This is a genomic window from Tabrizicola caldifontis, assembly GCF_004762095.1.
Taxonomy (GTDB): Bacteria; Pseudomonadota; Alphaproteobacteria; order Rhodobacterales; family Rhodobacteraceae; genus Tabrizicola; species Tabrizicola caldifontis.
The window spans coordinates 15,238-41,887 of the sequence record NZ_SIJH01000016.1 but is presented as its reverse complement, the minus strand read 5'-3'; the positions used below and the strand labels follow the sequence as shown (position 1 = coordinate 41,887).

Genomic DNA, 26,650 nt, shown 5'->3' with positions numbered 1-26,650 from the left:
GTCGTGCATCGTCGTCGCCTCGTCGGCAACACCGGCGGGCGGCGACGCCAGCACGAAGATCCTGCCTCAAAAAAGCGCCGTGCGCACCATGTTCAGGCCGGTCAGGACCAACAGCGCCTGGGTCCAGCGGCGAAAGCGCTTCTGGTCCAACCGGTCCTGCACGGCATAGCCCGCGTGAAGCCCGATCAGCGCCGGCAGACACAGCGCTGCGGAAAAACCCAGGCTTTGCGCATTCGCCAGCCCCGTGCCCAGATGCGAGCCGATCAGCGCCACTGCCCCGATCAGGAAGACGACACCCTGGGCGCGGATCATCTGCAGCTTCCCCGCGCCGGTGGACAGAAGAAGAACCAGAAGCGGCGGTCCCCAGATGCCGGAGACCCCGCCATACAGCCCGCCGACCGCCCCCAGTGCCCATTCGGCGCGGTCGCGGTGTTCAAGCCGGATCGCAAGGCTGCGGCCCATCAGTTGCAGCGCAGCGAAGGCGATGATCGGGATGCCGAGCAAGAGCAGATAGGCCGCGCGCGGGATCGTATCTGCAAAGGGGGCTGAGACCGCGATGCAGACGACCGTGGCGACAAGGAACCTGTGGTAGGTCCACGCCGTCTCGATCGCCGGGCCCATGCCCTGCCGGAAGGCCTGGCTTAGGTTGGTGACCAGCGTCGGCAGCATCAGCCCGCAAGGGCCAGGTCCTGCGGCAGAAAGACCGCAAAGCCGGAAATCAGGATCATCGGCATGGCAAAGCCGACCGCACCCTTCACGAAGCCCGCGAACAGCGTGATCGCCAGCGCAACAGCGAATTCCGCAAGGCTCAACCCAACCGGGACGAATTGATGCATGACTTGCCCTTTCCCCGTCCTTGTGGCGCAGTGAAAGGGTGGAGGGAAGTGACTTCCGCATCAAGATGGGGGACCGATGCACCGCCTCGCCCTTGCCCTGCTGCTGGCCGACGCTGCCGCAGCCGACCCCGCGCCGCCTGCCGCCGGACCGCTGGTGGCCCGGCTGCAGGTCGGCGTCTTCTGTTCGCTGGACCCGATGAACCAGCGCCCTGCGCCGGGCACCATGTCGGGCTGGATCCATGTACCCGAAGGCGAAATCACCTTTCACTGGCCCGACCGCCAGGTGGTGCCCGCACAACTGGGCATCGCCTTCGGCGTCAGGGCGCAACTGGTGCCGGGCGCTTTCGTCGCCATGGGCGAGATGCGGGTCTGGCGGCCCGGCAGCGACCGGCCGGAGGTCTGGGATTCGGCCTTCGGCGACATGGGCGGTTCGGTCAATTTCTTCCGTTTCGACCATGATACAGAGCTTGTCCCCGGGTCGTGGCGCTTCGAGGGCTGGGATGGCGCTACCCAACTGTTTTCGGCAGAGTTCGAGGTGGTTCCCGCCGAAGCCCTGCCCGAAATCGCCCAGGCCTGCGGCGCGACCTCATAAGTTCATCGCGACATTTTCAGTCTTGTAGTGAACTTCATTTGAAATCTTGTTGCTCTGCGATTGCGAAGGCGCTAGGTCTTCGCAGGTGCAGAATCTCGCCCGGAGCCCCGAAATGCCGCATGATGGACAACCGATGACCCAGACCCCGATCCTTGCCGATCTGCGCGCCCTGACCACCGCCGCCCTGCCCGAGGTGGAGGCGCTGTTTGCCTCTGCGCGTGACGGGCTGCGGGCCCAGGTCACGGTGGCGGGCAAGTTGTCGGGACCGGCGCTTGAGGAACGTCAGTTCCAGGCCCATGCGCTGGCCTGGCTGGCTACTTATGTCGAGGCGCTGCGGCAGCTGGATGCCTGGGCGGGGCGCCTCGCTGCGACGGGCAGCTTCGGCGAGATGGAGGCGCTGATCCTGCAGATCGGCTTCGGTGAATATCTCGCGCAGATCGCGGGCGGCATCCCGATGAGCCAGGGCGAAATGGCACGGCTCGCCGATCTGGGGCAGGCCTGGACGCCGGGCGAGGCCGCAGCGCGGTTGATCGCGGGCGGAAACACGCCGGCGGCGCGTGATGCACTCGTGCGGCTGATGCGCGACAATCAGGGACGGGCGACGTTTGGCGCGACAGGCCTTGACGAGGAACTGGAGATGATCCGCGACCAGTTCCGCCGCTACGCCGATGAAAAGGTGATCCCGTTCGCGCACGACTGGCATCTGAAGGACGAACTGATCCCGATGGATGTCATCACCGAGCTTGCCGGGATGGGCGTCTTCGGCCTGACGATCCCCGAGGAATACGGTGGATTCGGTCTGTCGAAGGCCTCGATGGTCGTGGTGTCCGAGGAGCTGAGCCGCGGCTACATCGGCGTGGGCAGCTTGGGCACCCGCAGCGAGATCGCGGCCGAACTGATCCTCTGCGGCGGCACCGAGGAGCAGAAGACGAAATGGCTGCCGGGGCTGGCCAGCGGGGAAATCCTGCCGACCGCCGTCTTCACCGAACCGAACACTGGGTCTGACCTTGGCAGCTTGCGCACGCGGGCGCGGCGCGATGGCGACGACTGGATCATCACCGGCAACAAGACCTGGATCACCCATGCCGCGCGGACCCATGTGATGACGGTACTGGCGCGCAGCGTCGAAGGCACGACCGACTGGCGCGGCCTTTCGATGTTCCTGGCGGAAAAGACTCCCGGCACAGACGAGACGCCCTTCGTCGATCCCGGCCTGTCGGGCGGCGAGATCGAGGTGCTGGGTTATCGCGGCATGAAGGAATACACCGTCAACTTCGACGATTTCCGGGTCAAGGGCGAAAACCTGCTGGGCGGCGTCGAGGGGCAGGGCTTCAAGCAACTGATGCAGACCTTTGAATCCGCCCGCATCCAGACCGCCGCCCGCGCCGTGGGCGTAGCGCAATCGGCGCTTGAGACGGGGATGCAATATGCCGAGGACCGCAAGCAGTTCGGCAAGTCGCTGATCGAGTTTCCCCGGGTCGCCGGCAAGCTGGCGATGATGGCTGTGGAAATCATGATCGCCCGGCAGCTGACCTATTTCAGCGCCTGGCAGAAGGATCACGACAAGCGCTGCGATCTGGAGGCCGGGATGGCCAAGCTTCTGGGTGCCCGCGTCGCCTGGGCCGCTGCCGACAACGCCCTGCAGATCCACGGCGGCAACGGATTTGCGCTGGAATACCGGATCAGCCGTATCCTTTGCGATGCGCGCATCCTGAACATCTTCGAGGGTGCCGCCGAAATCCAGGCCCAGGTCATCGCGCGGCGGCTGTTCGACTGACAGGTTGACTTCCGCCCCGCACACCCACCCTTGCGGTGGAAAGATGGGTGTGGAGATGGCGATGATGCTTGCAGTTCTGACGAGATTTTGGGGGCTCATCGCCAGACACGTTGTCCTGAAACTGCCGAATGCAAGGTTCGATGTGCGCGGCACGGTGCGGCGGCAGGACCAGCCGACGAAGTGCGCGCCGCCATTGCTGCGCATCTGGCCCGGGGAGCGGGCAGGCCGCGTCTGATCGAGACCGATCGGGAAGCGGATGCCGGCTGGTCCGCGGCAATGTCCGGGGTGGCTGCGGTTGTCCACACCACCTCACCCTAACCGATTGCCCAACCGAAGGATCCCACCGATCTGATCCGCCCCGCAGTCGAAGGCGCCTGCCGGGTGATGGAGGCTGCGGCAAATGCCGGGGTGAAGCGCGTCGTTCTGACCTCATCGATCGCTGCGGTGTTGGACCTGTCGAAAGGCACACACCTGCATGACGCGTTGGACTGATACGATTCGGCAAAGCCCTTGGCCACCGCCTGCGAAAAGTCGAAGACCCCGGCCGAACACAAGGCGTGGGAGATTGCCAAGGAACGCGGCCTGAACCTGACGGTGATCAGCCCCGGCTTCATCCCGGGCCCGCCGCCGGACCGACATCACGGATCTTCGCTGGGGCTGGTGGAGCGTTTCCTGAAGGGTCGCGGTGCGATGGTGCCGCCGATGGGGCTGGCAATCGTCGATTTGCGCGAGGCGCCGAAGCCGGTGCTCCGTCAGCTGTCGCTGTTGGATGAAGACATACGCACGATCCTGCCCCGGCTGGGCCTTACCGACAGTCTGCAGAATACTCGCGCCGCGCTGGAACTGGGGACGCAGCTCATTTCGCCTCAGGCGGCGCCAATCGCTGCGGCAGAGTGGCTGGTCAGCCACGCGACGGCGAGGGGGTGACAGCGACCGCTCCTCGTTCGACTGCGTCTCCTCGTCGCGATGATGTCTCACATGGCGCGTGGTTCGACATCATCGACGAGCCCTGCCCCAGCCCCCCGCGCGACGGGCGCTGGACGCCCAGCCTGGGATGCAGCCGTCCGGCGATGCCCCATGACACCAGCAGCCCCACCCCTGCGGCCGCGAAGATGCCGGGCAAGGGCGCGACCAGCAGGATCGCCCAGGCCGCCCCTGGCGTCAGGATGCCCGACACATCGCGGAAACTGGAATAGACCGCCGACATCTCGGTGCGCTCGCTGGGCTTGACCGACATCAGGAAGGGCAAGCCCCCCACCACATCAAGCATCACCAGAAAGACCGAAGCGCTCATGATCAGCCCCACAGTGACCCAGGGCAGGAATGCCAGCAGTCCCGCGGCGACAAACAGCCCTCCACAGGCACCGAAGGCAAGCCGCACCGACCGGCGCACCGACAGGCGTCGGCCCAGCCGGTTCAGGGCAGGCGCGGCGAACAGCAGCGCGTTGGTGATCGAAAGCGCAATGCCACCGACCTTGTCGCCCAGGCCCGCCTCGATGCAGAAGATCGGCAAGTAGACAACATAGACCCACCAGCCGCAGCTGCGCATCACCGCAAAGGTCCAGCCAGCGATCAGCCGGGGCTGGCTGAAGAACCGCCCCAGATAGCCCAGGGGGTTCACTGCCGGCCGCCGGGCCCGCGCAATCTGCTTTCCATTGCCCAGCCGCAGAACCCAGAAGCTGACCAGCAACACCAGCGCGAAGCCCCCCGCCACAACAAAGGGCAGCGGCGCCCAGGTATGATACAGCCAGACCCCGGCCATCGGCCCCAGCGTCCAGGCGGCGGCGGCATAGGCCATCTGCACCGACTGGCTGCGCCCGAGGTTGGCGCGGTCCACATAATCCAGCACATAGGCGTTCAGACAGACGAAGATCGTCACTGTCGCCATGGCATTGCACACCAGCGCCAGCGGCACTGACCAGCCTGTTCCGACCGCGCCCAGCGCATTGCCCACAAGGTAAAGGACGACCCCGCCGGTATAGGCCCAGCGGCGCGGCACCCGGCGCGTGGCCCAAGGGACCATCAGCCCCCAGACCAGCGCCACGATGCCAGAGACGAAATAGACGACCGACGTGGTCTGCGCATCCTTCAGCGCATCATAGACCACCAACGGCATGGTCGAGATCAGAACCCCGCGGATCGCGGCATCAAGGCCGGCCAGCAATGCGAAATGCTCGATGCTGGGCGTGGGGCTGTGCTTCAGCGCCAGGGGCAGGTATCGGGTGGCCATGCCCCAACTTCGATGCCCGAAGCCAGGGTCCGTCTGTCACGGGCGCGACATCCGGTGTCGCTTCACGTCGGGCGGGCCAGAAGGTCCAGAAACCGCGACCGCGCCTCGGGCAGGGGCTTGTCATGCAGAACCGGGCGCAGGCCCCGGTCAAGGAAATGCCCGGTCAGCTTCAGCCCAAGGTTGACAGCCTCGCGGTTCAGCGGGCCGGTGCCTGCCAGCCCCTCGGGCAACGGCAAGAGCCGGTCGGCCCAGTCGCCAGCGCCTTCGGCCGTCACTGCCCGGCCGGATTTCGGGCTGACATAGGCCAGTCCCTCGGTAGCACCGGTTACAGCGCAACTGGACAGGTCCAGACCGTAGCCCAGGCTCTCCAGCAAGTGCAGTTCCCAGCGCAGATAGGCAGAGGTCCAGTCCCCCTGCCCCAGCGTATCGAACAGGGCCAGTGTGACCGGCCACAGCCCGGGCTGGGGCTCGCGCTCGGGCAGGGCGATACGCAGCAACGCGCAGGCCGACAGAAGGCCGGCCAGTGCCAGACGGTCCGACAGCAGATGGGCCCGGCTTCGGATGGGTTCGACGGTGAAGCTGCCCAGATGATCGTCAAGCCGCGCGCGCCAGTCCAGCATCAGCCCTGTACCGGGTTGCAGCGTGGCGGCCATCTTCCGCGACGCACCGCCCCGCACAACGCCGGCGTGACGGCCATGCACTGCGGTCAGCACCTCGATGATCGCGGCACTTTCTCCATGCGGCCGCATGGACAGAAGGATGCCTTCGTCGCGCCAGTCCATGCGCCGACTATCCTTCGCGGCTGCGGGCCGTGCAACTCACTCCGAAAGGCCTTCCTCGTCCAGCAATGTGCGCCCCTGCCGGTCTTCCAGCTCGATCACCCATAGGTCGGGGTCGCGCGCCCGCGTCCTGCCTACCAGAGCATCGACATCGGTTTCCGGCCCCTCGGCCAGCAGGAACCACGCCCTAGCACCGGTCAGGATGTCCGACCGCCGCTCCCACGCCCTCGCCGTCCCGTCCATGAGCGCAACCTTGACCAGCACCGCCCCGGCCTCTGGATCGCCCCTGGCGGTGACATAGGCGGGGATTCCGGCAAGCTCCAGCCGCTTGAGATAGGCCGAGACCCAGATGTGGGTTGCCAGACGCGGCACCATCATTTACCCTCGGGCCAGCGGAGTTGCCCGAGGGTTCCCCGCCAGAGTTTTCGATCCGTTCCGTACAGATCAGGCATCGCCATCCCTGAAGTCGAGGCCCATTTCCGAATAGCGTTCGGGTTCGTCCAGCCAGTTGGGCCGCACCTTGACCTGAAGGAACAGGTGAACCGGCCGGCCCAGGAATTCGGCGATCTCGGCCCGGGCCGCCTGGCCGATGGCCTTGATCGTCTCTCCCTTGTGGCCCAGCACGATCCCCTTGTGCCCTTCCCGCGCGACATAGACCACCTGGTCGATCCGGGTCGATCCGTCGGGCCTATCCTCCCATTTCTCGGTCTCGACCGTCAGCTGGTAGGGCAGCTCTTCATGCAGGCGCAGGGTCAGCTTCTCGCGCGTCATCTCGGCGGCGATCATCCGCATCGACAGGTCAGCGATCTGGTCCTCGGGGTAGAACCACGGGCCCTCAGGCAGGGTCGCACCCAACCAGTCGCGCAGATCATCGACCCCATGTCCTCGCTCTGCGCTGATCATGAAGGTGCGGACAAAGGGGAAGGCCCGGTTCGCCTCTTCGGCCAGCGCAAGCAGGGTTTCAGCCTTCACCCGGTCGATCTTGTTGATCGCCAGCGCCACGGGCTTGCCCTTGGGCATCTCGTCGCGCAGGCGCTCGATGATTGCCATGACACCTTCAGTCAGCCCGCGGTGCGCCTCGATCAGCAGAACGATCACATCGGCATCCGAAGCCCCGCCCCAGGCGGCCTTGACCATGCTGCGGTCCAGCCTGCGCCGCGGCCGGAAGATGCCGGGGGTGTCCACGAAGACAATCTGCGTGTAGCCCGCCATGGCGATCCCGCGGATGCGCGTCCTGGTCGTCTGCACCTTGTGGGTGACGATCGAGACCTTGGCGCCCACCATCCGGTTCAGAAGCGTCGATTTCCCGGCATTCGGCTCGCCGATCAGGGCAACGAAGCCCGCGCGTGTGGTCATGTGATGGCACCCTTTCCTTGACCCGAACCCATAGGCCAAACCGGCGGAAAAGGCCAGATTTCCCTGAAACGCCAAGCAGGCCTGATCATGAACTGCGTTCGCGTGCGGGCAAGCCCCCGCGAAGATTGCACGCAATCCTGGACAAGCGGCTGCTCAGCCCCCCGAGTCCGCCACCCGATCTAGGAGTGCTCTGGCCGCGGCCTGTTCGGCCACCCGTTTCGACCCGGCAGAGGCCTCGGCCGTCTCGCCGCTGGCCAGTTTGACCCGCACGGTGAAGACCGGCGCATGGTCCGGGCCGGAACGCCCGGCCTCCTCATAGACGGGCGGCGGCATGCCGCGCGCCTGCGCCCATTCCTGAAGGCTGGTCTTCGCGTCGCGCGCGTCGGGCTCCACAGCGGCGATCCGGTCGCCCCACAGCCGCAGGACCAGCGCGCGCGCGGCCTCGAAGCCTGCGTCCTCATAGACGGCGGCAATCACCGCCTCCATGGCGTCACCCAGCAGGGCATCTTTCCGGCGCCCGCCGGTCAGCATCTCGGACCGGCCAAGCTTCAGCACATCGCCAAGACCGATCTCGCGCGCCACGGCAGCACAGGTTTCCTTGCGCACCAGAGCGTTGAAGCGGGGGGCAAGCTGGCCCTCGCGCGCGCTTTCGTCGGCCGCAAGCAGCGCCTCGGCCATGACAAGACCCAGCACGCGGTCGCCCAGGAACTCCAGACGCTGGTTGTCGGGTCGGGTAGCCGTTCCGATCGAGGCATGTGTTACAGCACGCAGAAGAAGCTCGGGCTGCCGGAAACGGTGTCCGAGCCGGGCCTGGAAGGCGACAAGTTCGGCCGAAAGCCTCACTCGATCGCCTTGAAATAACGGTCGGACCGCCAGGTCCAGAAATACAGCATCCGGGTTCCGGCAGAGGAAAAGATGATACGGTCGGCGCGGCCGATCAGATATTCTGCTGGAACAAATCCCACGCCGCCCACGGCCTGGGCATAGCGGCTGTCCTGGCTGTTGTCGCGGTTGTCACCCATGAAGAAGTAATGCCCCTCCGGCACGGTGAAGACATCGGTGTTGTCGCCGAAGCCGTTCGTGTCGATGTTCAGGACATGATGCTGGCGGCCCTCGGGCAGGGTTTCGATGAAACGGGACTTCTTGCAGATGCCCCCGGCCCCGACAGCGCCGTTCTCACAGCGTGGCAGGTTCCGCATCGGGCCCTGGGGTTCATAGACCTCTTCGAACACGCCAGCCGGTTCCTGCGGGGCGGCAACACCGTTGATGTAAAGGATCCCGTCCTTCATCTGGATCCGGTCCCCCGGCAGGCCGATCAGGCGCTTGATGAAATCCGACCCGTTCACCGGGTGGCGGAACACCACGACATCGCCGCGCTTGGGTTCGCTGGCGAAGATGCGGCCTTCGAAGGGGCACATTGCGAATGGGCAGGAATATTTCGAATAGCCATAGGCCATCTTGTTGACGAACAGGAAGTCGCCGATCAGCAGCGTGTCCTTCATCGATTCCGAGGGAATCCAGAAGGGCTGAAAGAACAGCGTGCGGAAGACACCTGCGATAACCAGCGCCCAGAAGACGGTCTTGATCGTCTCGACAAAACCGCCGTCGGACTTTGCCTTCGCCATGATCTGCCCTGCCCCTTGCCCTTTCACGGTCTCGCGCTTCTTGCGCGCAAGCGTCGGGGGAAGTCAAGGCAACCGGCTGTTACCGCGCGGACGGTCGGTCGGAACGACGACCTCGGCACGGAACTCAGGGCCCGCCGTCGGGGCCGTTACGACGAGCTTCCAGTAGCGCCCCACGGGCGGGGTGTTGCTGGCAACGACCTGCTTCATTCCCGGGACATGCACTGTTAGCCGGTGACGCGACGCTTGCCCTGGCAGGATGCCGGAAGGCACAGGGTCGAGGCCCACCGAGGCGGGAAGAACGAAACGGAAGGCAAGGCCCTGGGTGGCATCGGTTTCGCGTGGCAGTGTCCTTTCATCGGTCCACACCGGAAAATCCACGGTCTTGAAGCGCCCGTTGTCCTCGAATTCGTGAACATCGAAACAGGTCAGCACCATGTGGAAAGGTCCGGCGGCAGCAACCGGCCGCTGCACCTTCAGCCGGCCGCTGAGCGCCCCGCCCAGTCGCAGATGGCCGGGTGGATCAAGGTTCAGATGACCATTCCCGAAGGCGCGGTGCCGGCGTTCGTGGCCCACGGCCTTGATCCCGAACCAGACCGCAGCGCCCAGAAGCCCCAGGATCATGATCGAGATCGGATTGACGAAATCCGGGTCGGAGGTATCGAAGCTTCCGGGCCAGCCGATCATCCATCCCAGCCAGCCCGCCACACCCAGCGCCGCCACCGCAACGCCCGCCGCCACCAGCGCCTCGATCCGGGGCGAGTATTGCGGCTGGGACATGCTTCACCTCCGGGTGATGGGCCTTGCCTCGATGATGACGAAAGCCTGCGCCCATGGGTGGTCGTCAGTCAAGGTAACATGGATCACTGCCTCATGCCCTTCGGGCGTCATTGCGCGCAGGCGGTCGGCGGCCCAGCCGGTCACATGCATCACCGGCTGGCCCGAGCGAAGGTTGGTCACCGCCATGTCCTTCCAGGCTATGCCCATGCGCAGGCCCGTGCCCAGCGCCTTCGAGCAAGCCTCTTTCGCTGCCCAGCGCTTGGCATAGGTTGCTGCGACCGCGCGCGGCCTGCCTTCGGCCTTGCGCTGTTCGCGTTCGGTGAAGACGCGATCGCGGAAACGGTCGCCAAACCGGGTTAGCGTCGCCTCGATCCGGTCGATGTTTGCAAGATCGGTGCCGATGCCCAGGATCATCGAGGGAGGCCCTTCCGACAGCCGCCGCCGATTTGCGGTCCGGAATTCATGCCGGATTCCGCTGTCACGCGGCCACCCCGCGCGCCAGGTCCATGCGACGGCGCATTTCCTCGATCGCGGGACCTAACCCGCGGAAGATCGCCTCGCCCACCAGGAAATGGCCGATGTTCAGTTCGGTCAGTTCCGGAATTGCGGCGATGGCTTCGACATTGTCGTAGGTCAGCCCGTGACCGGCATGCACCTCAAGCCCCAGGGCGGCGGCACGTTCCGCGCCCTTGCGCAACGCGGCCAGTTCACGCTCGGCCAATTCGCCGTGGCCTTCCGCCAGCAGGTCGGAATAAAGCCCGGTGTGAAGTTCCACCACTGCCGCACCGATGGCCGCGCTGGCCTCGATCTGGCGCGGGTCGTGGCTGATGAACATGCTGACACGGCAGCCGGCCTCACGCAGAGGGGCGATGTAATCTGTCAGGCGCGGAATGTCGCCGGCCACGTCCAGCCCGCCTTCGGTCGTGCGTTCCTCGCGCTTTTCCGGCACCAGGCAGACGGCATGGGGCCGATGGTGCAGCACGATCGCCTGCATCTCTGCCGTGGCGGCGCATTCGAAGTTCAGCGGAATGGCAATCCCCGCCATAAGCGCCTCGATGTCGGCATCGCGGATGTGGCGGCGATCCTCGCGCAGGTGGGCGGTGATACCGTCTGCCCCGGCCGTTTCGGCCAAGAGCGCCGCGCGCAGCGGATCGGGCCAGGCAGAGCCGCGCGCATTCCGCACGGTGGCCACATGGTCGATGTTGACCCCAAGCCGCAACCTGCCCGGAGCGCGCAATGGCAATGTCATGGTTCCGTCCTCACCCGCTTGTCATCCGTTCAGTCTAGGGCGCGCCCGGGCCGTCGTCACCCGCTTCGTCACCGGGAACCTCGTCGCGCCGCGAGATTGCGGCGGCGGCCTCGGCCAGCTTGGCCCGCATCTTGCGCCGCCGCTCGCCCCGTTCGTGCGCAGTGGCGGCTCGGGCCTTCTGGTAGGCCTCCACCAGGGGGATCGTGACGTAGTAGGCAATCGCGCTGATCACGATCCCCGGCCCAAGGGCACCGATGAAATAGGGCAGGTAGATTTCGTGCCAGAACTGGATCAGCCCGTCCCAGCGGGCCTTTTCGGGGCCGAAGATCGCGGTGAAGTTGAACCACAGATCGCTGCCCGCGCCAGCGAAGGCATGACCGATGTAATCGGCATTGAGCGGCGCCTCGATCCCCAGGATCCAGTGGCCCAGTGTCATGGCCAGGACAGCGAAGAAGGGCGTGGTGACGGGATTGGTGTTGAAGGTCGCCAGAAGCGCGGCAAGCATATTGCCCCGCGCCAGGCGCGCCGCCCCCCAGGCGGCAAGGAATTGCAGGCCGGGCAGGGGCAGGAAGCCGATCAGCGACCCCGCAAAGACCCCCCGCGCCACACGGTGCGGCTGGTCCGGCAGGCGGCGCATGCGGTGGACGACGTACCGGGTCGCGCGCTTGAAGCCGCCGCGCGGATAGACCTGCTCGCGCAGCCACGCACTCCAGCCCAACGGTTCCCTGCGCTTGAAGACCAATTCGCGTGCCTCTCTGCCCGGGTCGCCTGCCCGATGTGCCGCCTTAAGGACGCCGTGTCAAATCGCGATGGCGTGCGATCTGCGCAACATCGGTTTCGGCTTCAAGGGCAGTCATCACCATGTGCAGGTGTTCCACGTCGCGCAAGTCTACATCAATGATAAGGCGGTAGAAATCCGGCTTGCGGTCGGTGAATCGCAGATCCGAGATATTGGCCTTCTGCTCGCCAATCAGGGTACAGATCCGGCCCAGAACGCCCGCGTCATTGGAAATGGTCAGGTCCAGCGACACCGTGTAGACCGGCGCGTGACGGCCCGAGTGCCAGTGCAGATCCACCCAGCGCGAGGTCTGGTCCTCGAATTCCTCCAGCGCCGGGCAGTCGATGGCATGAACCACGACACCCTGGCCGCGATAGGTGATGCCGACGATGCGCTCGCCTGGCACGGGCTGACAGCACTGGGCGCGCCGAAAGCTCTGGTCAGCGGTCAACCCGACGACGGGGCGCCTTGCGTCCACCTCTTCCGCCACAGCCTGGGCAAGTTCGGGATACAGCGTCTCGACCACGCGACGCGCGGGCAGTTCGGCAGATCCAAGGCGGGCGAGCAGGTCGTTCTCGTCAGAAAGCCCCAGCATCTTTGCCGCCGTGCGCAGGGCCTTGTCCGTCGCCTTCTTGCCGACGTGATCGAAGGCGGCGCGGGCCAGTTCCTGGCCAAGCTTGACGAACCGGCCCCGGTCCTCTTCCCGCAGACTGCGCCGGATCGCGGCCTTGGCGCGGCCCGTGGTCACGATGTCGATCCAGCTGGCCTGCGGCCGCTGGCCCTCGGCCGTGATGATCTCGACCGACTGGCCGTTCTTCAGCCGGGTCCACAGGGGCACCCGGATGCCGTCTATCTTGGCCGAGACGCAGGAGTTGCCGATCCTCGTATGGATGGCATAGGCAAAGTCCAGCGGCGTCGCCCCCCGGGGCAACTGCACCACGTCGCCCTTGGGCGTGAAGCAGAACACCTGGTCGGAATACATCTCGAGCTTGACGTTTTCCAGAAACTCGTCGGTGTCGCCCTCGTCCAGACGTTCCGTCAGTGTCGCGATCCACTTGGCCGGATCGACCGCAAAGGGGTTAACCGCACGGACGCCCTCGCGATAGGACCAGTGCGCGGCGACCCCGGCCTCGGCCACCTCGTGCATCTCGCGCGTGCGGATCTGCACCTCGACCCGCTTGCCGTCGCGGCCCGACACGGTGGTATGGATCGAACGGTAGCCGTTCGATTTCGGCTGACTGATGTAATCCTTGAACCGACCCGGCACTGCGCGCCAGCGCTGATGAATCACCCCGAGGATCCGGTAGCAGTCGGCGACCGTGCCGCAGATGACGCGAAAGCCGTAGATGTCGGAGAGCCGGCTGAACGCCAGGTCCTTTTCCTGCATCTTGCGCCAGATCGAATAGGGCTTTTTCGCCCGTCCGTAGACATCGGCCTCGATCTGGGCCTTTTCCAGTTCGTGCCGGATATCGGCGGTGATCTTGTGGACCACATCGCCGGTTTCGCGTTGCAGCGTCAGGAAGCGGCGCATGATGGAATTGCGCGCCTCCGGGTTCAGGACCTTGAAGGCCAGATCCTCCAGCTCCTCGCGCATCCACTGCATGCCCATCCGGCCCGCGAGCGGCGCAAAGATTTCCATCGTCTCGCGCGCCTTCTGGGCCTGCTTTTCCGGACTCATGGACTTGATCGTCCGCATGTTGTGCAGACGGTCACCCAGCTTGACTAGGATCACCCGCAAGTCGCGGGACATCGCCATGAAGAGCTTTCGGAAGTTTTCCGCCTGCTGGCTGCCGGCCGAGGAAAGCTGCAGATTCGTCAGCTTCGTCACCCCGTCCACCAGTTCGGCGATTTCTTCGCCGAACAGGGCGGCAATCTCGGAATAGGTGGAACGTGTGTCCTCGATCGTGTCGTGCAGAAGCGCCGTGATGATTGTCGCATCGTCCAGCCGCTGTTCGGTCAGGATGGCTGCAACGGCGACCGGGTGGGTGAAATAGGGCTCGCCCGACTTGCGGAACTGCCCCTCATGCATCTTGAGCCCGTAAGCGTAAGCCTTGCGGATCAGATCGGCGTTGCACCGCGGATTGTAGTTGCGGACCAGGGCGATGAGGTCTTCGACGTCGATCATCAGCGCCCCACCCGGGCCGTAACCCTCAGAGCTCGCCCTGGGCTTCCATCAATGCGCGCAGAAGCTTTTCTTCCGACATGTCATCGACCACCGGACGATCCATCTCGCCGCCCATCAGAAGCGCCATCTGGTCTTCTTCCGGTTCGTCAACCTCGATCTGGGTCTGGTAGCTTTCGATCATCCGTTCGCGCAGTGCATCGGCCGACTGGGTCTCCTCGGCGATCTCGCGCAGGGCGACGACCGGGTTCTTGTCGTTGTCACGATCAACGGTGATCGGGGATCCGGCCTGGATCTCGCGCGCACGATGGGCGGCCAGCATCACCAGTTCGAACCGGTTCGGAACCTTGTCAACGCAATCTTCGACCGTCACGCGGGCCATGGGCTACTCCATACCGAAGCTTCGCTGGAAGTCGCCTCTTTATGCCCATCGGACAGACTTGACAAGCGCGGAATCGCTGCAAATCAAAGCGGTTTCACGGCGGCGCGATCTTCCGGTGGCAGGGCATCCAGCATCTGCAGCACGCCGAGCCCCGTCCGCGGGTGCACCCAGTCGGGCGCGACATCGGCAAGCGGAACCAGAACGAAGGCACGGTCCTGCAGACGCGGATGCGGCAGGATCAGCCGGTCGGGCGTGGTACGCACCTGCGCTTCGGGCGGCAGAAGACGCCAGCGATCCTGGGTTTCGGCATCGGGCAGAACCGAATCGCCAACAGCCAGAAGATCGATGTCCAGCGTCCGCATACCCCAGCGCTGCGCGCGCTCGCGCCCGAAGCGGGCCTCGACGGCATGAAGACGCGCAAGAATTGACGTAAGGTCAACATCTTCGCTGCAAGTCAGCAGCGCTGCGGCGTTCACATAGTCAGGGCCCGCCCCCGCCGGAAAGCAGGGCGTGGCGAAAAACCGGCTAAGTGCAAATAATTGCAGACCTTCCCCGGACAAGGCCGCCACAGACTTCAGGATCGTCTCAGCCGGACCCGCGCCGTCGAACGGCAGATTTGCGCCGAATGCAACCAGAAGCTGCCCGTTTTTCCCGACATTCACGTTTATTGTCTCACAGTTGACTTGTCCGCGCCCGCGCCGGCCTGATATTCACGGGCAGTTGGTCGGCGAGCTTCACTACACCACGTGATCCAGACACGAAAGCACGTTCGGCGCAGCGCTTTGAGGGGACCATAATGTTTTACAAGGACGAACGGCTTGCGCTGTTCATAGATGGATCGAACCTTTACGCAGCCGCCAAGGCTCTGGGCTTCGACATCGACTACAAGCTTCTGCGGATGGAGTTCATGCGCCGCGGCAAGCTTCTGCGGGCTTTCTACTACACGGCGCTGCTGGAGAACGAGGAATACTCGCCCATCCGCCCGCTGGTGGACTGGCTGCATTACAACGGCTTCACCATGCGGACAAAGCCGGCAAAGGAATACACCGACAGTCAGGGGCGGCGGAAGGTCAAGGGGAACATGGACATCGAACTGTGCGTCGATGCCATGGAACTTGCGCCGCGCCTGGATCATGTGGTGCTGTTCTCGGGCGATGGCGACTTCCGCCCGCTGGTGGAAAGCCTGCAGCGCCAGGGGGTTCGCGTTTCGGTCGTTTCGACGATCCGCAGCCAGCCGCCGATGATCGCGGACGAACTGCGCCGTCAGGCCGACAACTTCATCGAACTGGACGAGCTGCGCGAGGTGATCGGACGCCCGCCACGCGAGCCGCGCCCGGTGACGAACGAAGAGATCGCGGTCGAGGCTAAGTGACGCCGGCCCCTTCGCCCAGATGATCCCGCTGGCGGGACTGTTCCTTGCGGCCTTCCTGGCCGCAACTCCGGTTCCCTTCCAGTCCGAAATCGTGTTCCTGGGCCTTCAGGCCGCGGGATGGCCGGCCTTGATACTGGTCCTGGTCGCCTCGTCCGGCAACGTGTTGGGGTCGTGCCTGACCTACGCGCTGGGGCGAGGCTTTGGCGGCCTGCGCGAACACCCGCGGTTTCCGGTCCGCCCGGCGCAGCTTGCGCGCGCCGAAGGCTGGTTCGCGCGCTGGGGTCTGTGTTCGCTGCTGCTGTCCTGGGCGCCCGGGGGTGATCTGATCGTCTTTGTCGCCGGGCTTCTGCGGGCGCCTCTTCCGTTGGTGCTGCTGCTGCTGATCATCGCCAAGACCGGGCGCTATCTTGCGCTGGCCTGGGCCGGGGGCACGGCCCTGTCGCTGGTCTGAGCGCCGATCGGGCTGGACCTGCGGCGCGGCGCGGCTTACCTCTGGGCCAAGCGAAGGATGTCAGATGACCGAAAGAACGCCCCTGACCCTATACCTCGCCGCCCCGCGCGGCTTTTGCGCGGGCGTGGACCGGGCGATCCGCATCGTCGAGATGGCGATCGAGAAATGGGGCGCCCCGGTCTATGTCCGGCACGAGATCGTGCACAACCGCTTTGTGGTCGATGGCCTGCGGGCCAAGGGGGCGGTTTTCGTCGAGGAGCTGTCGGAATGCCCCGACGACCGGCCCGTGGTCTTCTCCGCCCATGGCGTGCCGAAATCGGTGCCGCTCGAGGCCGCAAGCCGGCAGATGATTGCCGTCGATGCAACCTGCCCACTGGTGACCAAGGTCCACAACGAGGCCGCGCGGCACCACGAAAATGGCGTACAGATGATCTACATCGGCCATGCGGGCCACCCGGAAACTGTCGGCACCATGGGCCAGTTGCCGCCCGGCGAGGTGCTGCTGGTGGAAACCGTCGAGGATGTGGCAAGGCTTCAGGTCCGCGACCCGGCGAAGCTGGCCTTCATCACCCAGACCACCCTTTCGGTCGATGACACCGCCGCAATCGCAGCAGCGCTGAAGGAACGCTTTCCACTGATCCACGCACCCGCGCACGACGACATCTGTTATGCCACCACGAACCGGCAGGCGGCAGTCAAGGCCATCGCGCCGAAGATTGATGCGCTTCTGGTGATCGGGGCGCCGAACTCCTCGAACTCGAAACGGCTGGTCGAAGTCGGCGCCGCGGCGGGCTGCGGCTATTCCATGCTGATCCAGCGCGCCGCCGACATCGACTGGCGCGCGCTGGGTGGGGCCCGTGCAATCGGCCTGACCGCCGGTGCCAGCGCGCCGGAAGTGCTGGTGAACGAGGTGCTCGACGCCTTCCGCGTCCGGTTCGACGTGACGGTGGAGCAGGTCGAAACCGCCGTCGAGGACATTGAATTCAAGGTTCCCCGCATCCTGCGCGAACCGGCATGACACGCCCGTTCGCGGGCGGCAGCCGTATGGCAGTGCCCCCACCGGACCGCGCAACCCGCACCGTCCGGCACCTTCGGGCCTGGGCCGCCCAGAGGGGAGCTGGCAGGGGTCCGGTGACGTGGGAAAGCCTTACTTCCGAAAGTTGGCGGGGCCTGCTACACGGGATCGCGGTGGACAGGCGGAACCGACCTGCCGGAAACGCATCGTGAAACCCATGGAAAGCCCGGAATGAACCGCCTGGCACGCAGCCTGACCCTTGCTGCCCTGCTTGCCACCCCGGCCCTGGCCCAGGACGCGCCTGTTCTGGCAGAGCTGTGGGCGAACAACGGCAGCCTGCCGCCGGAATTTGCCTGGGAAACCGGTGTCACGATCCACGACAACGGGCAGCTGACGCTGAGGCACTGCAGGGGCTATGAAACCGATGGTCCGGCCTGCAAGACCCGCAAGGCGAAGGTCGGAGCCGACGCTCTGGAGGCGATCCGTGCAGAGGCCAAGACCAGCGGCCTGCACGACAAACCGGCGCGCCCGCCAGAGGTGGTGATGGTCGGAGGCGCCATGACCGGCGGTCTGGTCTGGCTGGACGGCCAGCGGATCGACCTGCCGGCAGAGGTGCACGAGGACGACTTGGACCGCGTGTCCGGGGTGATGCGCGCGATCCGGGCCGCGATCCCGGACCGCTTCGACCGTTTCCTTGACGATTGATCCCGCTGGTCTTGGCCGCTGCATCGGGCTAGATCAGCCAAATGACCGACGACCGCCGCATCCCCCGCCCTGCCCTGCTGCTTGGCCTTGCCGGGCTGATCCCGTTTCTATGGTCTGCCGCAACACACCTGTCACCCGGGCTGCTGGCCTGGGCCGGGCAATGGCTGCCGCCAATGTTCCTGGGCGCCTATGTCGGCATCACCTACGGAACGGTCATCCTGTCGTTCATGTCCGGCGTGCTCTGGGGCTTTGCCACCCGGGCAGATGGATCGGAGGCTGGCATCGCCTACGCCTTGTCCGTCATCCCTGCGCTGTGGGTCTTCTTCATGGTCACCGATGCATCGGCGAACTCGGTGATCTTCCTGGCGGCCGGCTTTGTGGGGCTGTTGCTGCTGGATGCCATGTATTCGGCCTGGGGACTTGCCCCGCGCTGGTGGCTGCGGCTGCGGGTGATGCTGACCATCGTGGTGCTGGCCTGCCTGGCCATCCCGTTGCAGGAATAGTCTGATGCCCGAACTTTTCGCCTTTACCGACGGCGCCTGTTCCGGCAACCCCGGCCCGGGCGGCTGGGGCGTGCTGATGCAGGCGCGTGAGGGCAACACAGTGGTCAAGGAACGCGAACTCTCCGGCGGCGAGCCGCTGACCACGAACAACCGCATGGAACTGATGGCGGCCATTTCCGCCCTCGAGGCACTGGCGCGACCGTCAGAGATCGTCATCGTTACCGACTCGGCCTATGTCAAGAACGGGGTGACAGAATGGATTCATGCCTGGAAGCGCAGGAACTGGCGGACGGCCGGGGGATCCCCGGTCAAGAACGTCGAGCTTTGGCAAAGGCTTGATGCCGCCCAGGCACGTCACAAGGTGACCTGGCGCTGGATCAGGGGCCATGCGGGCCACCCGGAGAACGAACGGGCCGACGAACTGGCCCGTGCGGGAATGGCGCCCTTCAAGGCCACGGCATGACCCCGGCATTCACGCTTCTCGCGGCGCTAGACTATGCCTCGGTCCTGATCTTTGCCCTGACCGGCGCGCTGGCGGCCAGCCGTTCACAGCTTGACATCGTGGGCTTCATCTTCATCGCGTGCCTCACAGCCGTCGGGGGCGGTACGATCCGCGATGCGATTCTGAACCGCGAAGTCTTCTGGGTCGCCGATCCGGTGGTGATCGCGGTCGCCTCGGCTGCCGCCATCGTGGTCTTTTTCACGGCCCATCGGCTGGAAAGCCGATACCGTGCGCTTCTATGGTTCGATGCCTTCGCCCTGGCGGTTGCTGTGCCTGCCGGCGTGGCCGTCGCGCTGGCCGAAGGCAAGGACTGGCCGATCGTGCTGGTGATGGGAATGATTACCGGCTGCATGGGCGGGCTGATGCGCGACGTGGTCTGCAATGAGGTACCGCTGGTGCTGAAGCAGGGCGAACTTTACGTCACCTGCGCCTTTGCCGGGGCGCTTGGTGCGGTGCTGGCCGGTCTTGCAGATCTGCCTGCGGGTGCGGCTCTGACGATCTGCGCAGGCATCGTCTTCATCCTCCGGGCGGGTTCCATCGCCTTCGGATGGCGCCTGCCGGTGTACAGGTCGCGGCCCCCAAGACCCGGGGCCCCGAAACGCTAGGCTTGCCGGATGAACGAACATTCGTTTACGCTGGTCCCATGCCACGCACCCGGACCATTCCCGACAGTCAGGTTCTTGCCGCCGTGCGCCATCTGCTTGGCGAGGGCGGCGAAAGGGCAGTCAGCTTTGCTACCGTTGCTGCGGCAACCGGACTGGCCCCGCCGACATTGGTCCAGCGCTACGGCAGCCGCGAGGCGATGGTGCGCGCGGCTCGCATGGCTGCCTGGGACGAACTGGGCAACCGCACGACAGAAGCCATCAGCGCGACAGCAAACAAGGGGCCCCAAGCCCTGCTGAAGGCCATCGGGCCGGTGAACATCGCTGCAATCGCCTCGGACCTGCGTGACCCCGACCTCGCCCAGCGGGCCGCGGCTTGGCGCGCGACGGTCGAGGCGGCGCTAGCCCTGCGTCTGGGGACGGGCAGCAAGGCGAAAGAGGGCGCTGCACTGCTTTTCGCCGCCTGGCAGGGACAGGCCCTATGGGCAGCGGCTGGTGATGACGGATTCCGGCTGAAGGATGCTGTCAAGCGGCTTACCTAGCCCAGGTCTTCCACGCCCAGATCAGCAGAAGTGCCCCAAGCAGCGCACCGACGAAACCGGCACCCATTCCGACAAGCATCACCAACCCGCGCAACACCATCCCGCCGATCAGCGCTCCCAGCACACCAAGCGCAATCGTTGATGGTGTATCCAGATCGACACGAAGAATCCGGGTGGCCAGAAACCCGACCGCAACCCCCACAACCAGAAGCCAGATGAGCGGCATGTGATCCCTCCCCCGTATCCTGCGGGTGATATGGGCACCCCCTGCCCCGTATACTATAGCCGATCAGGAAGATTCAGACCACGCAGCACCTCGGCGGCAGGCATTGGACGCTTGCCCTCGCGCTGTGCCTCGGTGATCTCGACGGCACCCTCGCCGCAGGCGACCGTAAAGCCCGAAAGCACCTGACCCGGCTGCCCCCGGCCCGGGGCAAGGCGGGACCGCAGCAGCTTCACCCGCTCGCCCCGCACCTCTATCCACGCGCCGGGAAAGGGGGAAAGACCACGGATCAGCCGGTCCACCTCGACTGCGGGGCGGGTGAAATCCACGCGCGCCTCGGACTTGTCGATCTTGGCGGCATAGGTCACACCCTGTTCTGGCTGTGGTTCGGGGCGCAGCTCCGGCAACCGGGCCAGGGCCTCGACGATCAGCCGCGCGCCAAGCGCGCTGAGCCGGTCGTGCAGGTCGGCCGCCGTGTCCTCGGCGCCGATGGCCACAGCCTCGCGCAGCAGCACCGGTCCGGTATCAAGACCCGCATCCATACGCATGATGCAGACCCCAGTCTCGACATCGCCGGCCATGATGGCCCTCTGAATCGGTGCCGCACCGCGCCAGCGGGGCAGAAGCGAGGCATGGATGTTCAGGCAGCCATGGCGCGGCGCATCAAGGATCGGCGGAGGCAGGATAAGGCCGTAGGCGACCACCACGGCCACGTCCGCCCCCAGCGCAGCGAAATCCTGCGCGGCTTTCTCGCTGCGCAGCGAAACCGGGTGCCGCACCGGCAACCCAAGCGCCTCGGCCCGGGCCTGAACGGGACTTGGACGGTTCGCCCGCCCCCGACCTGCCGGTCGCGGCGGCTGGCAATAGACGGCGGCGATCTCATGCCGCCGATGCAAGGCATCCAGCACCGGAACCGAGAACTCGGGCGTGCCCATGAAAACGATTTTCATTTCTGACGCCTCACCTTTTCCGCCCTTGCGATAAGCATTTTCCGTTTGAGAGGCGAGAGGTGGTCGAAATACATCTTGCCGGCCAGATGGTCGATCTGATGCTGCACGCTGATGGCCCATAGACCCACGAAATCGCGCTCCTCCACCACGCCCCGATCATTCAGGAAACGCACCGTAACCGCACGCGGCCGCGCGATGACCGCCGACACCCCCGGCAGATTCGGCGAGGCTTCCTCATGTTCGCGCAACTGAATGCTTGCATGCAGCACCTCGGGGTTGGCCATCCGCACCGCCTGCCCCCGGGTTTCGGAGCAATCCACTACCGCCAGCCGCAGGGGCACGCCGATCTGCACCGCGGCAAGCCCATAGCCCGGCATGGCCTCCATCGTGTCGATCATGTCGGCCCAGATCGCGCGGATCTGGTCGGTGACGGCCTCGACGTCCGAGGCAGGCGACCGCAGCACCGGATGCGGCCACGGCAGACAGCGGCGAACGGTCATCGCAGCACCTCTGCCTCTGCCCTTGCGCGCATCTCGGGCGACACGCGGTCCAGCGTCAGGATGCCGTCCAGGTGGTCGTGTTCGTGCTGGATGCAGATCGCGGCAAAGCCGTCAAAGGCCGCCTCCCGCGCGGCGCCATCCAGATCTGTCCAGCGCACATGCACCTGCGCGTACCGCTCGACCTCGATCACCGGGCCGGGGATCGACAGGCACCCCTCCGGCCCGGTCAAGCGGTCGCCAAAGGGCTGCAGCTCGGGGTTCACGAAGATCATGGGGGACGGCTTGCCTGACTTCCAGCCCACATCCATCACGAAAACCCGCAAGAGATGGCCAACCTGCGGCGCCGCAAGTCCCCGGCCCGGCGCCGCATACATCGTCTCCAGCATGTCGGCCGCCAGCCGCCGCAGATCGTCGTCCGGCACGGCAGGTGCGCAGGGGCGGGAAAGGCGGGCATCTGGCCATCGCAGGATAGGCAGCAGCATCGGGATACCTCTGTGTCAGCTCTGCGGCATAGCCTTCCCGGCCGGAAAAGTCACCCCAGAACGCCTGTGGGCAGGATGGGGCGCGTGTCCATGACCGCGGCGGGTCGTCGGGACTGCCGGGTCACCAGGCCAAATGGTCAGGCACCAAGGATAAGACCAGATCTTGCGCCCGAAGCCGCATCAGACTGCGCGGGCGCGCTCGCGCTTCAGCTTTTCCATCTTGCGGGTGATCATCTGGCGCTTCAGCGGGCCCAGATAGTCGATGAACAGCTTGCCATCCAGATGGTCGATTTCATGCTGCACACAGGTCGCCCAGAGACCCGAGAACTGCCGCTCCTGCTCAGTCCCCGTCTCGTCAAGCCAGCGGACCTGCACCTCGGCCGGGCGCTTCACCTCGGCATACTGGTCAGGGATCGACAGGCACCCCTCCTCGAAGGTCGAGACATCCTCCGAAGCCCAGATGATCCGAGGATTGAACAGGATCAGCGGTTCGGGTGGACCGTCCTTGATGCAGTCCATCACGATCAGCCGCTTCGTTACGCCGACCTGCGGCGCAGCCAGACCGATTCCGGGGGCGTCATACATCGTCTCCAGCATGTCGGCCGCAAGCGCCCTCAGCTCGGGGGTGATTTCGGCCACCGGCTCGCAGACCTTCTTGAGGCGCGGATCGGGATGGATCAGGATAGGGCGGATCATGGAAAGGGATCTACGAAAGCCGATGCGTCATGGCAAGGGGAGGGTGAGCCGGCAGGGTTGCGGCGGCGCATTACGACAATCGGGACACCTTCCCACCTCAAACGTATACTGCGGATCCATTTTCGCTCTTGTGTTATTTTTTGGAATGATTTTTTAAAATTTTGCATTATTCGGACAAAAATCCCCCACTCGGGACTGGTGACATGACCTTCGACACCCCCATCGACCGCACCGGCAGCCATTGCGTCAAATGGGACATGATGCCGGCGCTCTACGGCCTTGCCCCGGATGAGGGGTTGGCCATGTGGGTAGCCGACATGGAATTCCGCCCGCCTGCCTGTGTGCAGCAGGCGCTGGAGCGGATGCTGGCCCACGGTGTCTATGGTTACTTCGGCGATGACCGGGCCTATCTCGAGGCGATCCGCTGGTGGATGGCCAATCGCCACGGATGGGACGTGGCGCCGGAATGGATATTCACCACCCATGGCCTTGTGAACGGCACCGCGCTTTGCATCCACAGCTTCACCCGGCCGGGTGACGGCATCATCCTGATGACGCCCGTGTATCACGCCTTTTCGCGGATCATCAAAGCGGCCGGACGCGAGGTGGTGGAATGTCCGCTGGCGCTGGCAGAGGGCAAGGCGCAACTGGACATCCCCGCCTGGGAGGCGCAGCTGACCGGGCGCGAAAGGATGGTGATCCTCTGTTCCCCACACAATCCGGGCGGACGGGTGTGGAGTGGCGACGAACTGCGCGCAGTGGCGGACTTCTGCCAAAGGCACGACTTGATCCTTGTCTCGGACGAGATCCACCACGATCTGGTCTATCCCGGTCACACTCACACTGTCATGGCAAAGGCCGCGCCCGGAATCGCCGACCAACTTGTGATGATGACCGCCACGACCAAGACCTTCAACATCGCCGGCGCCCATATCGGCAACGTCATCATCGCCGACCCGAACCTGCGCAAGGCCTTCGCCAATACGATCAATGCCATGGGCATATCGCCCAATTCCTTCGGCATGCACATGGCGACCGCAGCCTACTCGCCCGAAGGCGCGGCCTGGGTCGATGACCTGATGCGCTATCTCGACGGCAACCGGAGGCTCTTTGACGAGGGCATCGCAACGATCCCCGGACTGCGCTCAACCCCGCTGGAGGCCACCTATCTGGCCTGGGTCGATTTCTCGGGCACCGGGATGGCCGCGGCGGATTTCATCGCGCGGGTCGAGAAACAGGCGAAGATTGCGACGAACCATGGCGAAAGTTTCGGCAAGGGCGGCGCAAGCTTCCTGCGCTTCAACCTGGCCTGCCCGCGCGCCCAGGTGGCCGAGGCGATCCGGCGCCTGCAGAGGGCCTTTGCCGACCTGCAATGACCCGCCCTGACCGCCTTCTTGCCTGGCTTGTGCTGATCGCGCTGTTCGGTGTGATGATCGCGTCATTCTTCGTGCCGCGTGAAGAGGTTGCCCTTCCCCCACCCCCGCCGCTTGCGGGCCAGATCGATCGGATCGTGATCGAAAAGGCCGCACGTCGCATGCAACTGATCCAGAATGGCAAGCCGGTGCGGACCTACCGGATCGCGCTCGGCTTCGCGCCCGAGGGTGACAAGGAACGGCAGGGCGACGGGCGAACCCCGGAAGGAGAGTTCACCATCGACCGGCGCAATGCAAAAAGCGTCTTCCATCTGTCGCTCGGGCTGGACTACCCGCAGAGAACCCATCGGGCCCGGGCAGCCGAAGCAGGGGCGGATCCGGGCGGTGACATATTCATTCATGGCCAACCGAACGCCCTGCCCGAGGGGTTCAAGCTGCGCGGCGACTGGACTGCGGGCTGCATCGCGGTGACGAACGCCGAGATGCGCGAAATCTGGAAGGTCACGCCGGTCGGCACCAAGGTCGAGATCCGCCCCTAGCACCGTGGCCCGGCTGCCTGTTCACCCTTTCCGGTCGGCCGCGGTCTGTCGATTGCTGACTGTAGCCCCGATAGCTTGAACCGGTCCTTCCGGTGTGCCAAGCCCGCGTTGCGCGTCAGCCGAATTCGCGTGGTAATGTCTTCGGCACGCCTGGCTGTGCCTCGGTCGCCGCCACACCATCACACACTGGCAGCATGGATTCCTGGCAAGTCAGGCGCGTGGCAGATAGCCTACGGGCGCATTCTCGTCGCGCCAGAAGTCCAGCGCCGCCCGGTCCTGCACTGCCGTAGCCCGCTTGAAATCGCAGACAAGTTCGCCGTTTTCGATGAAAGAGGCCACGATCAGGCACTGGAACACATGGCGAGAGCCATCGTACACATCGACCAGCCCACGCAGTTTGCCCGGCGAAAGGTCGGCATCCAGGGCAAAGCCGCTGTCCCAGAAGCGAAGCACCGGAAAGACCGCATCACCCACCTGAACACGAAGTCGCGCGCGACGCTTCAGATCCTTCTTCCGCGCGGCATCCAGCCCTTCGCGGATCTCTTTCGGCAGAAACTCAAGCATCGCAGGGCTCTTTGGCAGCAGTTACGGAATTGTTGTACCGGACATGAAGAAAATCAATATTTTTCAAATATATCGATTGATTGTAACCGGGATGCGACCTCATCATGGAAAATCCCGCACGCACCGGTTGAATCCGTGCGGTTCCACCGATGCTTCCTGCAAGCCTGGCGCAGTGTCGCACCTCTCTTGCGAATCGCCTGCGTCGCGCCGATAGCCGGGCCATGATGCTGATTGCCGCACTTCTGCTTGATGCCGTCTTCGGGGAACCGAAGCCCATCTGGGACCGCGTTCCCCATCCCGCGGTACTCATGGGCCGTCTGGTGGACTGGCTGGACCGTCATCTGAACCAAGGAGAGGCGCGCAAGGCCCGTGGTGTCCTTGCCGTTGTGGTGCTGCTTGCCGCAGGCCTCGGGTCCGGCTGGATCATTCGCATCCTTCCCGATTTCGGTGTGCTGGAAACCCTGACAGTCGCGATCCTGATTGCGCAGAAAAGCCTGGTCGAACATGTCCGTGCCGTCGCCACGGCGTTGCGCCGCTCGGTGGCCGAAGGGCGCAGGGCCGTTGCCATGATCGTAGGTCGCGACACGGCCGACATGACCGGGCCGGATGTGGCCCGCGCCGCCATCGAAAGCGCGGCCGAGAACCTGTCGGACGGGGTGGTGGCCCCGGTCTTCTGGTATCTGGTCGCGGGCCTGCCGGGCATCGTTGCCTACAAGCTGATCAATACGGCCGACAGCATGATCGGCCACATGACCCCGCGGTATCGCGATTTCGGCTGGGCCGCAGCGCGGCTTGATGACCTGCTGAACCTGGTTCCCGCCCGGCTGACTGCGCTGCTGATAGCGCTGACCCACGGCTGGGTGGACCCGCAACCCATTCTGCGCGACGCCCCCAAGCATCGCAGCCCAAACGCCGGCTGGCCGGAATCGGCCTTGGCCCCGGTACTGAACGTGGCCCTGTCCGGCCCGCGCAGCTACAACGGTGTCCGCAAGGACTTTCCCTGGGTCTGGCCGGAAGGGCGCCGCGACCCCGGACCGGACGACATCGACGCCGCGGCCGATGCGCTTTGGCGGGTCTGGGCCGCGCTACTTGCCTTTGCCGTTCTTCTTGCGCTTTTCTAGGCGCAAA

At 65.1% G+C, this 26,650-nt stretch carries 36 protein-coding genes; 15 read left to right on the top strand and 21 right to left on the bottom strand.

Going from position 1 to position 26,650, the window contains the following annotated elements; genetic code table 11:
- Nucleotides 1-66: 66 nt before the first annotated feature.
- Together EYB42_RS14195 and EYB42_RS17610 are read right to left on the bottom strand one after the other, a co-directional pair.
- The gene (locus tag EYB42_RS14195) at nt 67-669 is read right to left on the bottom strand and encodes a sulfite exporter TauE/SafE family protein (protein ID WP_240784181.1); all 603 of its coding nucleotides are present in this window, start codon (nt 667-669) and stop codon (nt 67-69) included.
- The gene (locus tag EYB42_RS17610; RefSeq protein WP_240784179.1) at nt 669-836 is read right to left on the bottom strand and encodes a hypothetical protein; all 168 of its coding nucleotides are present in this window, start codon (nt 834-836) and stop codon (nt 669-671) included. The genes EYB42_RS14195 and EYB42_RS17610 overlap by 1 nt, the downstream gene beginning before the upstream one ends.
- Before the next feature lie 76 nt (nt 837-912).
- Here EYB42_RS17610 and EYB42_RS14190 point away from each other — a divergent pair, with 76 nt between their 5' ends.
- The 4 genes from EYB42_RS14190 to EYB42_RS14175 all read left to right on the top strand — a co-directional run bounded on the left by EYB42_RS14190 (nt 913) and on the right by EYB42_RS14175 (nt 4,132).
- The gene (locus EYB42_RS14190; protein WP_135450785.1) at nt 913-1,428 is read left to right on the top strand and encodes a DUF3859 domain-containing protein; all 516 of its coding nucleotides are present in this window, start codon (nt 913-915) and stop codon (nt 1,426-1,428) included.
- 112 nt (nt 1,429-1,540) lie between these two features.
- Nucleotides 1,541-3,205 carry an acyl-CoA dehydrogenase family protein gene (locus EYB42_RS14185; protein WP_135450784.1) on the top strand — a complete coding sequence of 555 codons (1,665 nt, stop codon included), beginning with the start codon at nt 1,541-1,543 and terminating at the stop codon, nt 3,203-3,205.
- Nucleotides 3,206-3,526: 321 nt separating this feature from the next.
- Nucleotides 3,527-3,697: a hypothetical protein gene (locus tag EYB42_RS17840; RefSeq protein ID WP_394346494.1), complete on the top strand. Its 171-nt coding sequence runs from the start codon at nt 3,527-3,529 to the stop codon at nt 3,695-3,697.
- Between the two features lie 18 nt (nt 3,698-3,715).
- Nucleotides 3,716-4,132 carry a Rossmann-fold NAD(P)-binding domain-containing protein gene (locus EYB42_RS14175; RefSeq protein WP_135450782.1) on the top strand — a complete coding sequence of 139 codons (417 nt, stop codon included), beginning with the start codon at nt 3,716-3,718 and terminating at the stop codon, nt 4,130-4,132.
- Here EYB42_RS14175 and EYB42_RS14170 read toward each other — a convergent pair.
- From EYB42_RS14170 to folK, 13 genes are all read right to left on the bottom strand, one after another.
- Nucleotides 4,107-5,435, bottom strand: a complete 1,329-nt coding sequence (locus EYB42_RS14170; protein WP_135450781.1) for an MFS transporter — start codon at nt 5,433-5,435, stop codon at nt 4,107-4,109. The genes EYB42_RS14175 and EYB42_RS14170 overlap by 26 nt on opposite strands.
- A gap of 62 nt (nt 5,436-5,497) precedes the next feature.
- Nucleotides 5,498-6,217, bottom strand: coding sequence for a DNA repair protein RecO (gene recO, locus EYB42_RS14165; RefSeq protein WP_135450780.1), 720 nt, complete (start codon nt 6,215-6,217; stop codon nt 5,498-5,500).
- 36 nt (nt 6,218-6,253) lie between these two features.
- Nucleotides 6,254-6,589 carry a DUF1491 family protein gene (locus EYB42_RS14160; protein ID WP_135450832.1) on the bottom strand — a complete coding sequence of 112 codons (336 nt, stop codon included), beginning with the start codon at nt 6,587-6,589 and terminating at the stop codon, nt 6,254-6,256.
- A 69-nt stretch (nt 6,590-6,658) separates the two neighbouring features.
- Nucleotides 6,659-7,570, bottom strand: a complete 912-nt coding sequence (gene era / locus EYB42_RS14155; protein ID WP_135450779.1) for a GTPase Era — start codon at nt 7,568-7,570, stop codon at nt 6,659-6,661.
- Between the two features lie 153 nt (nt 7,571-7,723).
- Nucleotides 7,724-8,413 carry a ribonuclease III gene (gene rnc, locus EYB42_RS14150; RefSeq protein WP_135450778.1) on the bottom strand — a complete coding sequence of 230 codons (690 nt, stop codon included), beginning with the start codon at nt 8,411-8,413 and terminating at the stop codon, nt 7,724-7,726.
- Nucleotides 8,410-9,198 carry a signal peptidase I gene (lepB, locus tag EYB42_RS14145; RefSeq protein WP_135450831.1) on the bottom strand — a complete coding sequence of 263 codons (789 nt, stop codon included), beginning with the start codon at nt 9,196-9,198 and terminating at the stop codon, nt 8,410-8,412. Before lepB ends, rnc begins: the two co-directional genes overlap by 4 nt.
- A 60-nt stretch (nt 9,199-9,258) precedes the next feature.
- On the bottom strand, nt 9,259-9,972 hold the full coding sequence (locus EYB42_RS14140) for a hypothetical protein (protein ID WP_135450777.1): 714 nt from the start codon (nt 9,970-9,972) through the stop codon (nt 9,259-9,261).
- A 3-nt stretch (nt 9,973-9,975) separates the two neighbouring features.
- A complete protein-coding gene (acpS, locus tag EYB42_RS14135; RefSeq protein ID WP_135450776.1) occupies nt 9,976-10,386 on the bottom strand; it encodes a holo-ACP synthase in 411 nt (136 codons plus the stop codon).
- A gap of 64 nt (nt 10,387-10,450) precedes the next feature.
- A complete protein-coding gene (locus EYB42_RS14130) occupies nt 10,451-11,209 on the bottom strand; it encodes a pyridoxine 5'-phosphate synthase (protein ID WP_135450830.1) in 759 nt (252 codons plus the stop codon).
- Nucleotides 11,210-11,255: 46 nt separating this feature from the next.
- Nucleotides 11,256-11,939 (bottom strand): DUF2062 domain-containing protein, encoded by a 684-nt coding sequence (locus EYB42_RS14125; protein ID WP_240784177.1) that lies wholly within the window; start codon nt 11,937-11,939, stop codon nt 11,256-11,258.
- Between the two features lie 67 nt (nt 11,940-12,006).
- Nucleotides 12,007-14,124 (bottom strand): RelA/SpoT family protein, encoded by a 2,118-nt coding sequence (locus tag EYB42_RS14120; RefSeq protein ID WP_135450774.1) that lies wholly within the window; start codon nt 14,122-14,124, stop codon nt 12,007-12,009.
- 25 nt (nt 14,125-14,149) lie between these two features.
- Complete coding sequence (gene rpoZ / locus EYB42_RS14115; protein ID WP_135450773.1) at nt 14,150-14,503, bottom strand: DNA-directed RNA polymerase subunit omega; 354 nt, start codon at nt 14,501-14,503, stop codon at nt 14,150-14,152.
- An 83-nt stretch (nt 14,504-14,586) separates the two neighbouring features.
- Nucleotides 14,587-15,165, bottom strand: coding sequence for a 2-amino-4-hydroxy-6-hydroxymethyldihydropteridine diphosphokinase (gene folK, locus EYB42_RS14110; RefSeq protein ID WP_240784175.1), 579 nt, complete (start codon nt 15,163-15,165; stop codon nt 14,587-14,589).
- A 134-nt stretch (nt 15,166-15,299) separates the two neighbouring features.
- Here folK and EYB42_RS14105 point away from each other — a divergent pair, with 134 nt between their 5' ends.
- From EYB42_RS14105 to EYB42_RS14070, 8 genes are all read left to right on the top strand, one after another.
- Nucleotides 15,300-15,875, top strand: coding sequence for a LabA-like NYN domain-containing protein (locus tag EYB42_RS14105; RefSeq protein ID WP_135450771.1), 576 nt, complete (start codon nt 15,300-15,302; stop codon nt 15,873-15,875).
- Nucleotides 15,876-15,894: 19 nt separating this feature from the next.
- Entirely contained in the window at nt 15,895-16,326 is a 432-nt protein-coding gene (locus EYB42_RS14100) for a YqaA family protein (protein WP_135450770.1), read from the top strand.
- Between the two features lie 64 nt (nt 16,327-16,390).
- A complete protein-coding gene (gene ispH / locus EYB42_RS14095) occupies nt 16,391-17,344 on the top strand; it encodes a 4-hydroxy-3-methylbut-2-enyl diphosphate reductase (RefSeq protein ID WP_135450769.1) in 954 nt (317 codons plus the stop codon).
- A 228-nt stretch (nt 17,345-17,572) separates the two neighbouring features.
- Nucleotides 17,573-18,046 (top strand): hypothetical protein, encoded by a 474-nt coding sequence (locus EYB42_RS14090; RefSeq protein ID WP_135450768.1) that lies wholly within the window; start codon nt 17,573-17,575, stop codon nt 18,044-18,046.
- Between the two features lie 41 nt (nt 18,047-18,087).
- Entirely contained in the window at nt 18,088-18,549 is a 462-nt protein-coding gene (locus tag EYB42_RS14085) for a DUF3429 domain-containing protein (RefSeq protein WP_135450767.1), read from the top strand.
- Nucleotides 18,550-18,553: 4 nt separating this feature from the next.
- Nucleotides 18,554-19,012: a ribonuclease HI gene (rnhA, locus tag EYB42_RS14080; RefSeq protein WP_135450766.1), complete on the top strand. Its 459-nt coding sequence runs from the start codon at nt 18,554-18,556 to the stop codon at nt 19,010-19,012.
- The gene (locus EYB42_RS14075; protein WP_135450765.1) at nt 19,009-19,656 is read left to right on the top strand and encodes a trimeric intracellular cation channel family protein; all 648 of its coding nucleotides are present in this window, start codon (nt 19,009-19,011) and stop codon (nt 19,654-19,656) included. The genes rnhA and EYB42_RS14075 overlap by 4 nt, the downstream gene beginning before the upstream one ends.
- 38 nt (nt 19,657-19,694) lie before the next feature.
- A complete protein-coding gene (locus EYB42_RS14070) occupies nt 19,695-20,195 on the top strand; it encodes a TetR family transcriptional regulator (RefSeq protein ID WP_135450764.1) in 501 nt (166 codons plus the stop codon).
- On the opposite strand, the gene EYB42_RS14065 is transcribed toward EYB42_RS14070, so the two are convergent.
- The 5 genes from EYB42_RS14065 to def (EYB42_RS14045) form a co-directional block, all read right to left on the bottom strand.
- On the bottom strand, nt 20,188-20,421 hold the full coding sequence (locus tag EYB42_RS14065) for a GlsB/YeaQ/YmgE family stress response membrane protein (RefSeq protein ID WP_135450763.1): 234 nt from the start codon (nt 20,419-20,421) through the stop codon (nt 20,188-20,190). The genes EYB42_RS14070 and EYB42_RS14065 overlap by 8 nt on opposite strands.
- 53 nt (nt 20,422-20,474) lie before the next feature.
- On the bottom strand, nt 20,475-21,368 hold the full coding sequence (gene fmt, locus EYB42_RS14060; protein ID WP_135450762.1) for a methionyl-tRNA formyltransferase: 894 nt from the start codon (nt 21,366-21,368) through the stop codon (nt 20,475-20,477).
- Entirely contained in the window at nt 21,365-21,868 is a 504-nt protein-coding gene (gene def / locus EYB42_RS14055) for a peptide deformylase (protein ID WP_135450761.1), read from the bottom strand. Before def (EYB42_RS14055) ends, fmt begins: the two co-directional genes overlap by 4 nt.
- Entirely contained in the window at nt 21,865-22,350 is a 486-nt protein-coding gene (gene def / locus EYB42_RS14050) for a peptide deformylase (RefSeq protein WP_135450760.1), read from the bottom strand. Before def (EYB42_RS14050) ends, def (EYB42_RS14055) begins: the two co-directional genes overlap by 4 nt.
- A gap of 180 nt (nt 22,351-22,530) precedes the next feature.
- Nucleotides 22,531-23,046 (bottom strand): peptide deformylase, encoded by a 516-nt coding sequence (gene def, locus EYB42_RS14045; RefSeq protein ID WP_135450759.1) that lies wholly within the window; start codon nt 23,044-23,046, stop codon nt 22,531-22,533.
- A 203-nt stretch (nt 23,047-23,249) separates the two neighbouring features.
- Between def (EYB42_RS14045) and EYB42_RS14040 the strand changes: the two genes are divergently transcribed.
- The gene (locus EYB42_RS14040) at nt 23,250-24,422 is read left to right on the top strand and encodes a MalY/PatB family protein (RefSeq protein WP_135450758.1); all 1,173 of its coding nucleotides are present in this window, start codon (nt 23,250-23,252) and stop codon (nt 24,420-24,422) included.
- Nucleotides 24,419-24,958: a L,D-transpeptidase family protein gene (locus EYB42_RS14035; protein WP_135450757.1), complete on the top strand. Its 540-nt coding sequence runs from the start codon at nt 24,419-24,421 to the stop codon at nt 24,956-24,958. Before EYB42_RS14040 ends, EYB42_RS14035 begins: the two co-directional genes overlap by 4 nt.
- Before the next feature lie 210 nt (nt 24,959-25,168).
- Here EYB42_RS14035 and EYB42_RS14030 read toward each other — a convergent pair whose 3' ends face one another.
- Entirely contained in the window at nt 25,169-25,522 is a 354-nt protein-coding gene (locus EYB42_RS14030; protein ID WP_135450756.1) for a hypothetical protein, read from the bottom strand.
- A gap of 221 nt (nt 25,523-25,743) precedes the next feature.
- On the opposite strand from EYB42_RS14030, the gene cbiB reads away from it, so the two are divergent.
- Nucleotides 25,744-26,643, top strand: coding sequence for an adenosylcobinamide-phosphate synthase CbiB (cbiB, locus tag EYB42_RS14025; RefSeq protein WP_135450755.1), 900 nt, complete (start codon nt 25,744-25,746; stop codon nt 26,641-26,643).
- Nucleotides 26,644-26,650: the final 7 nt, after the last annotated feature.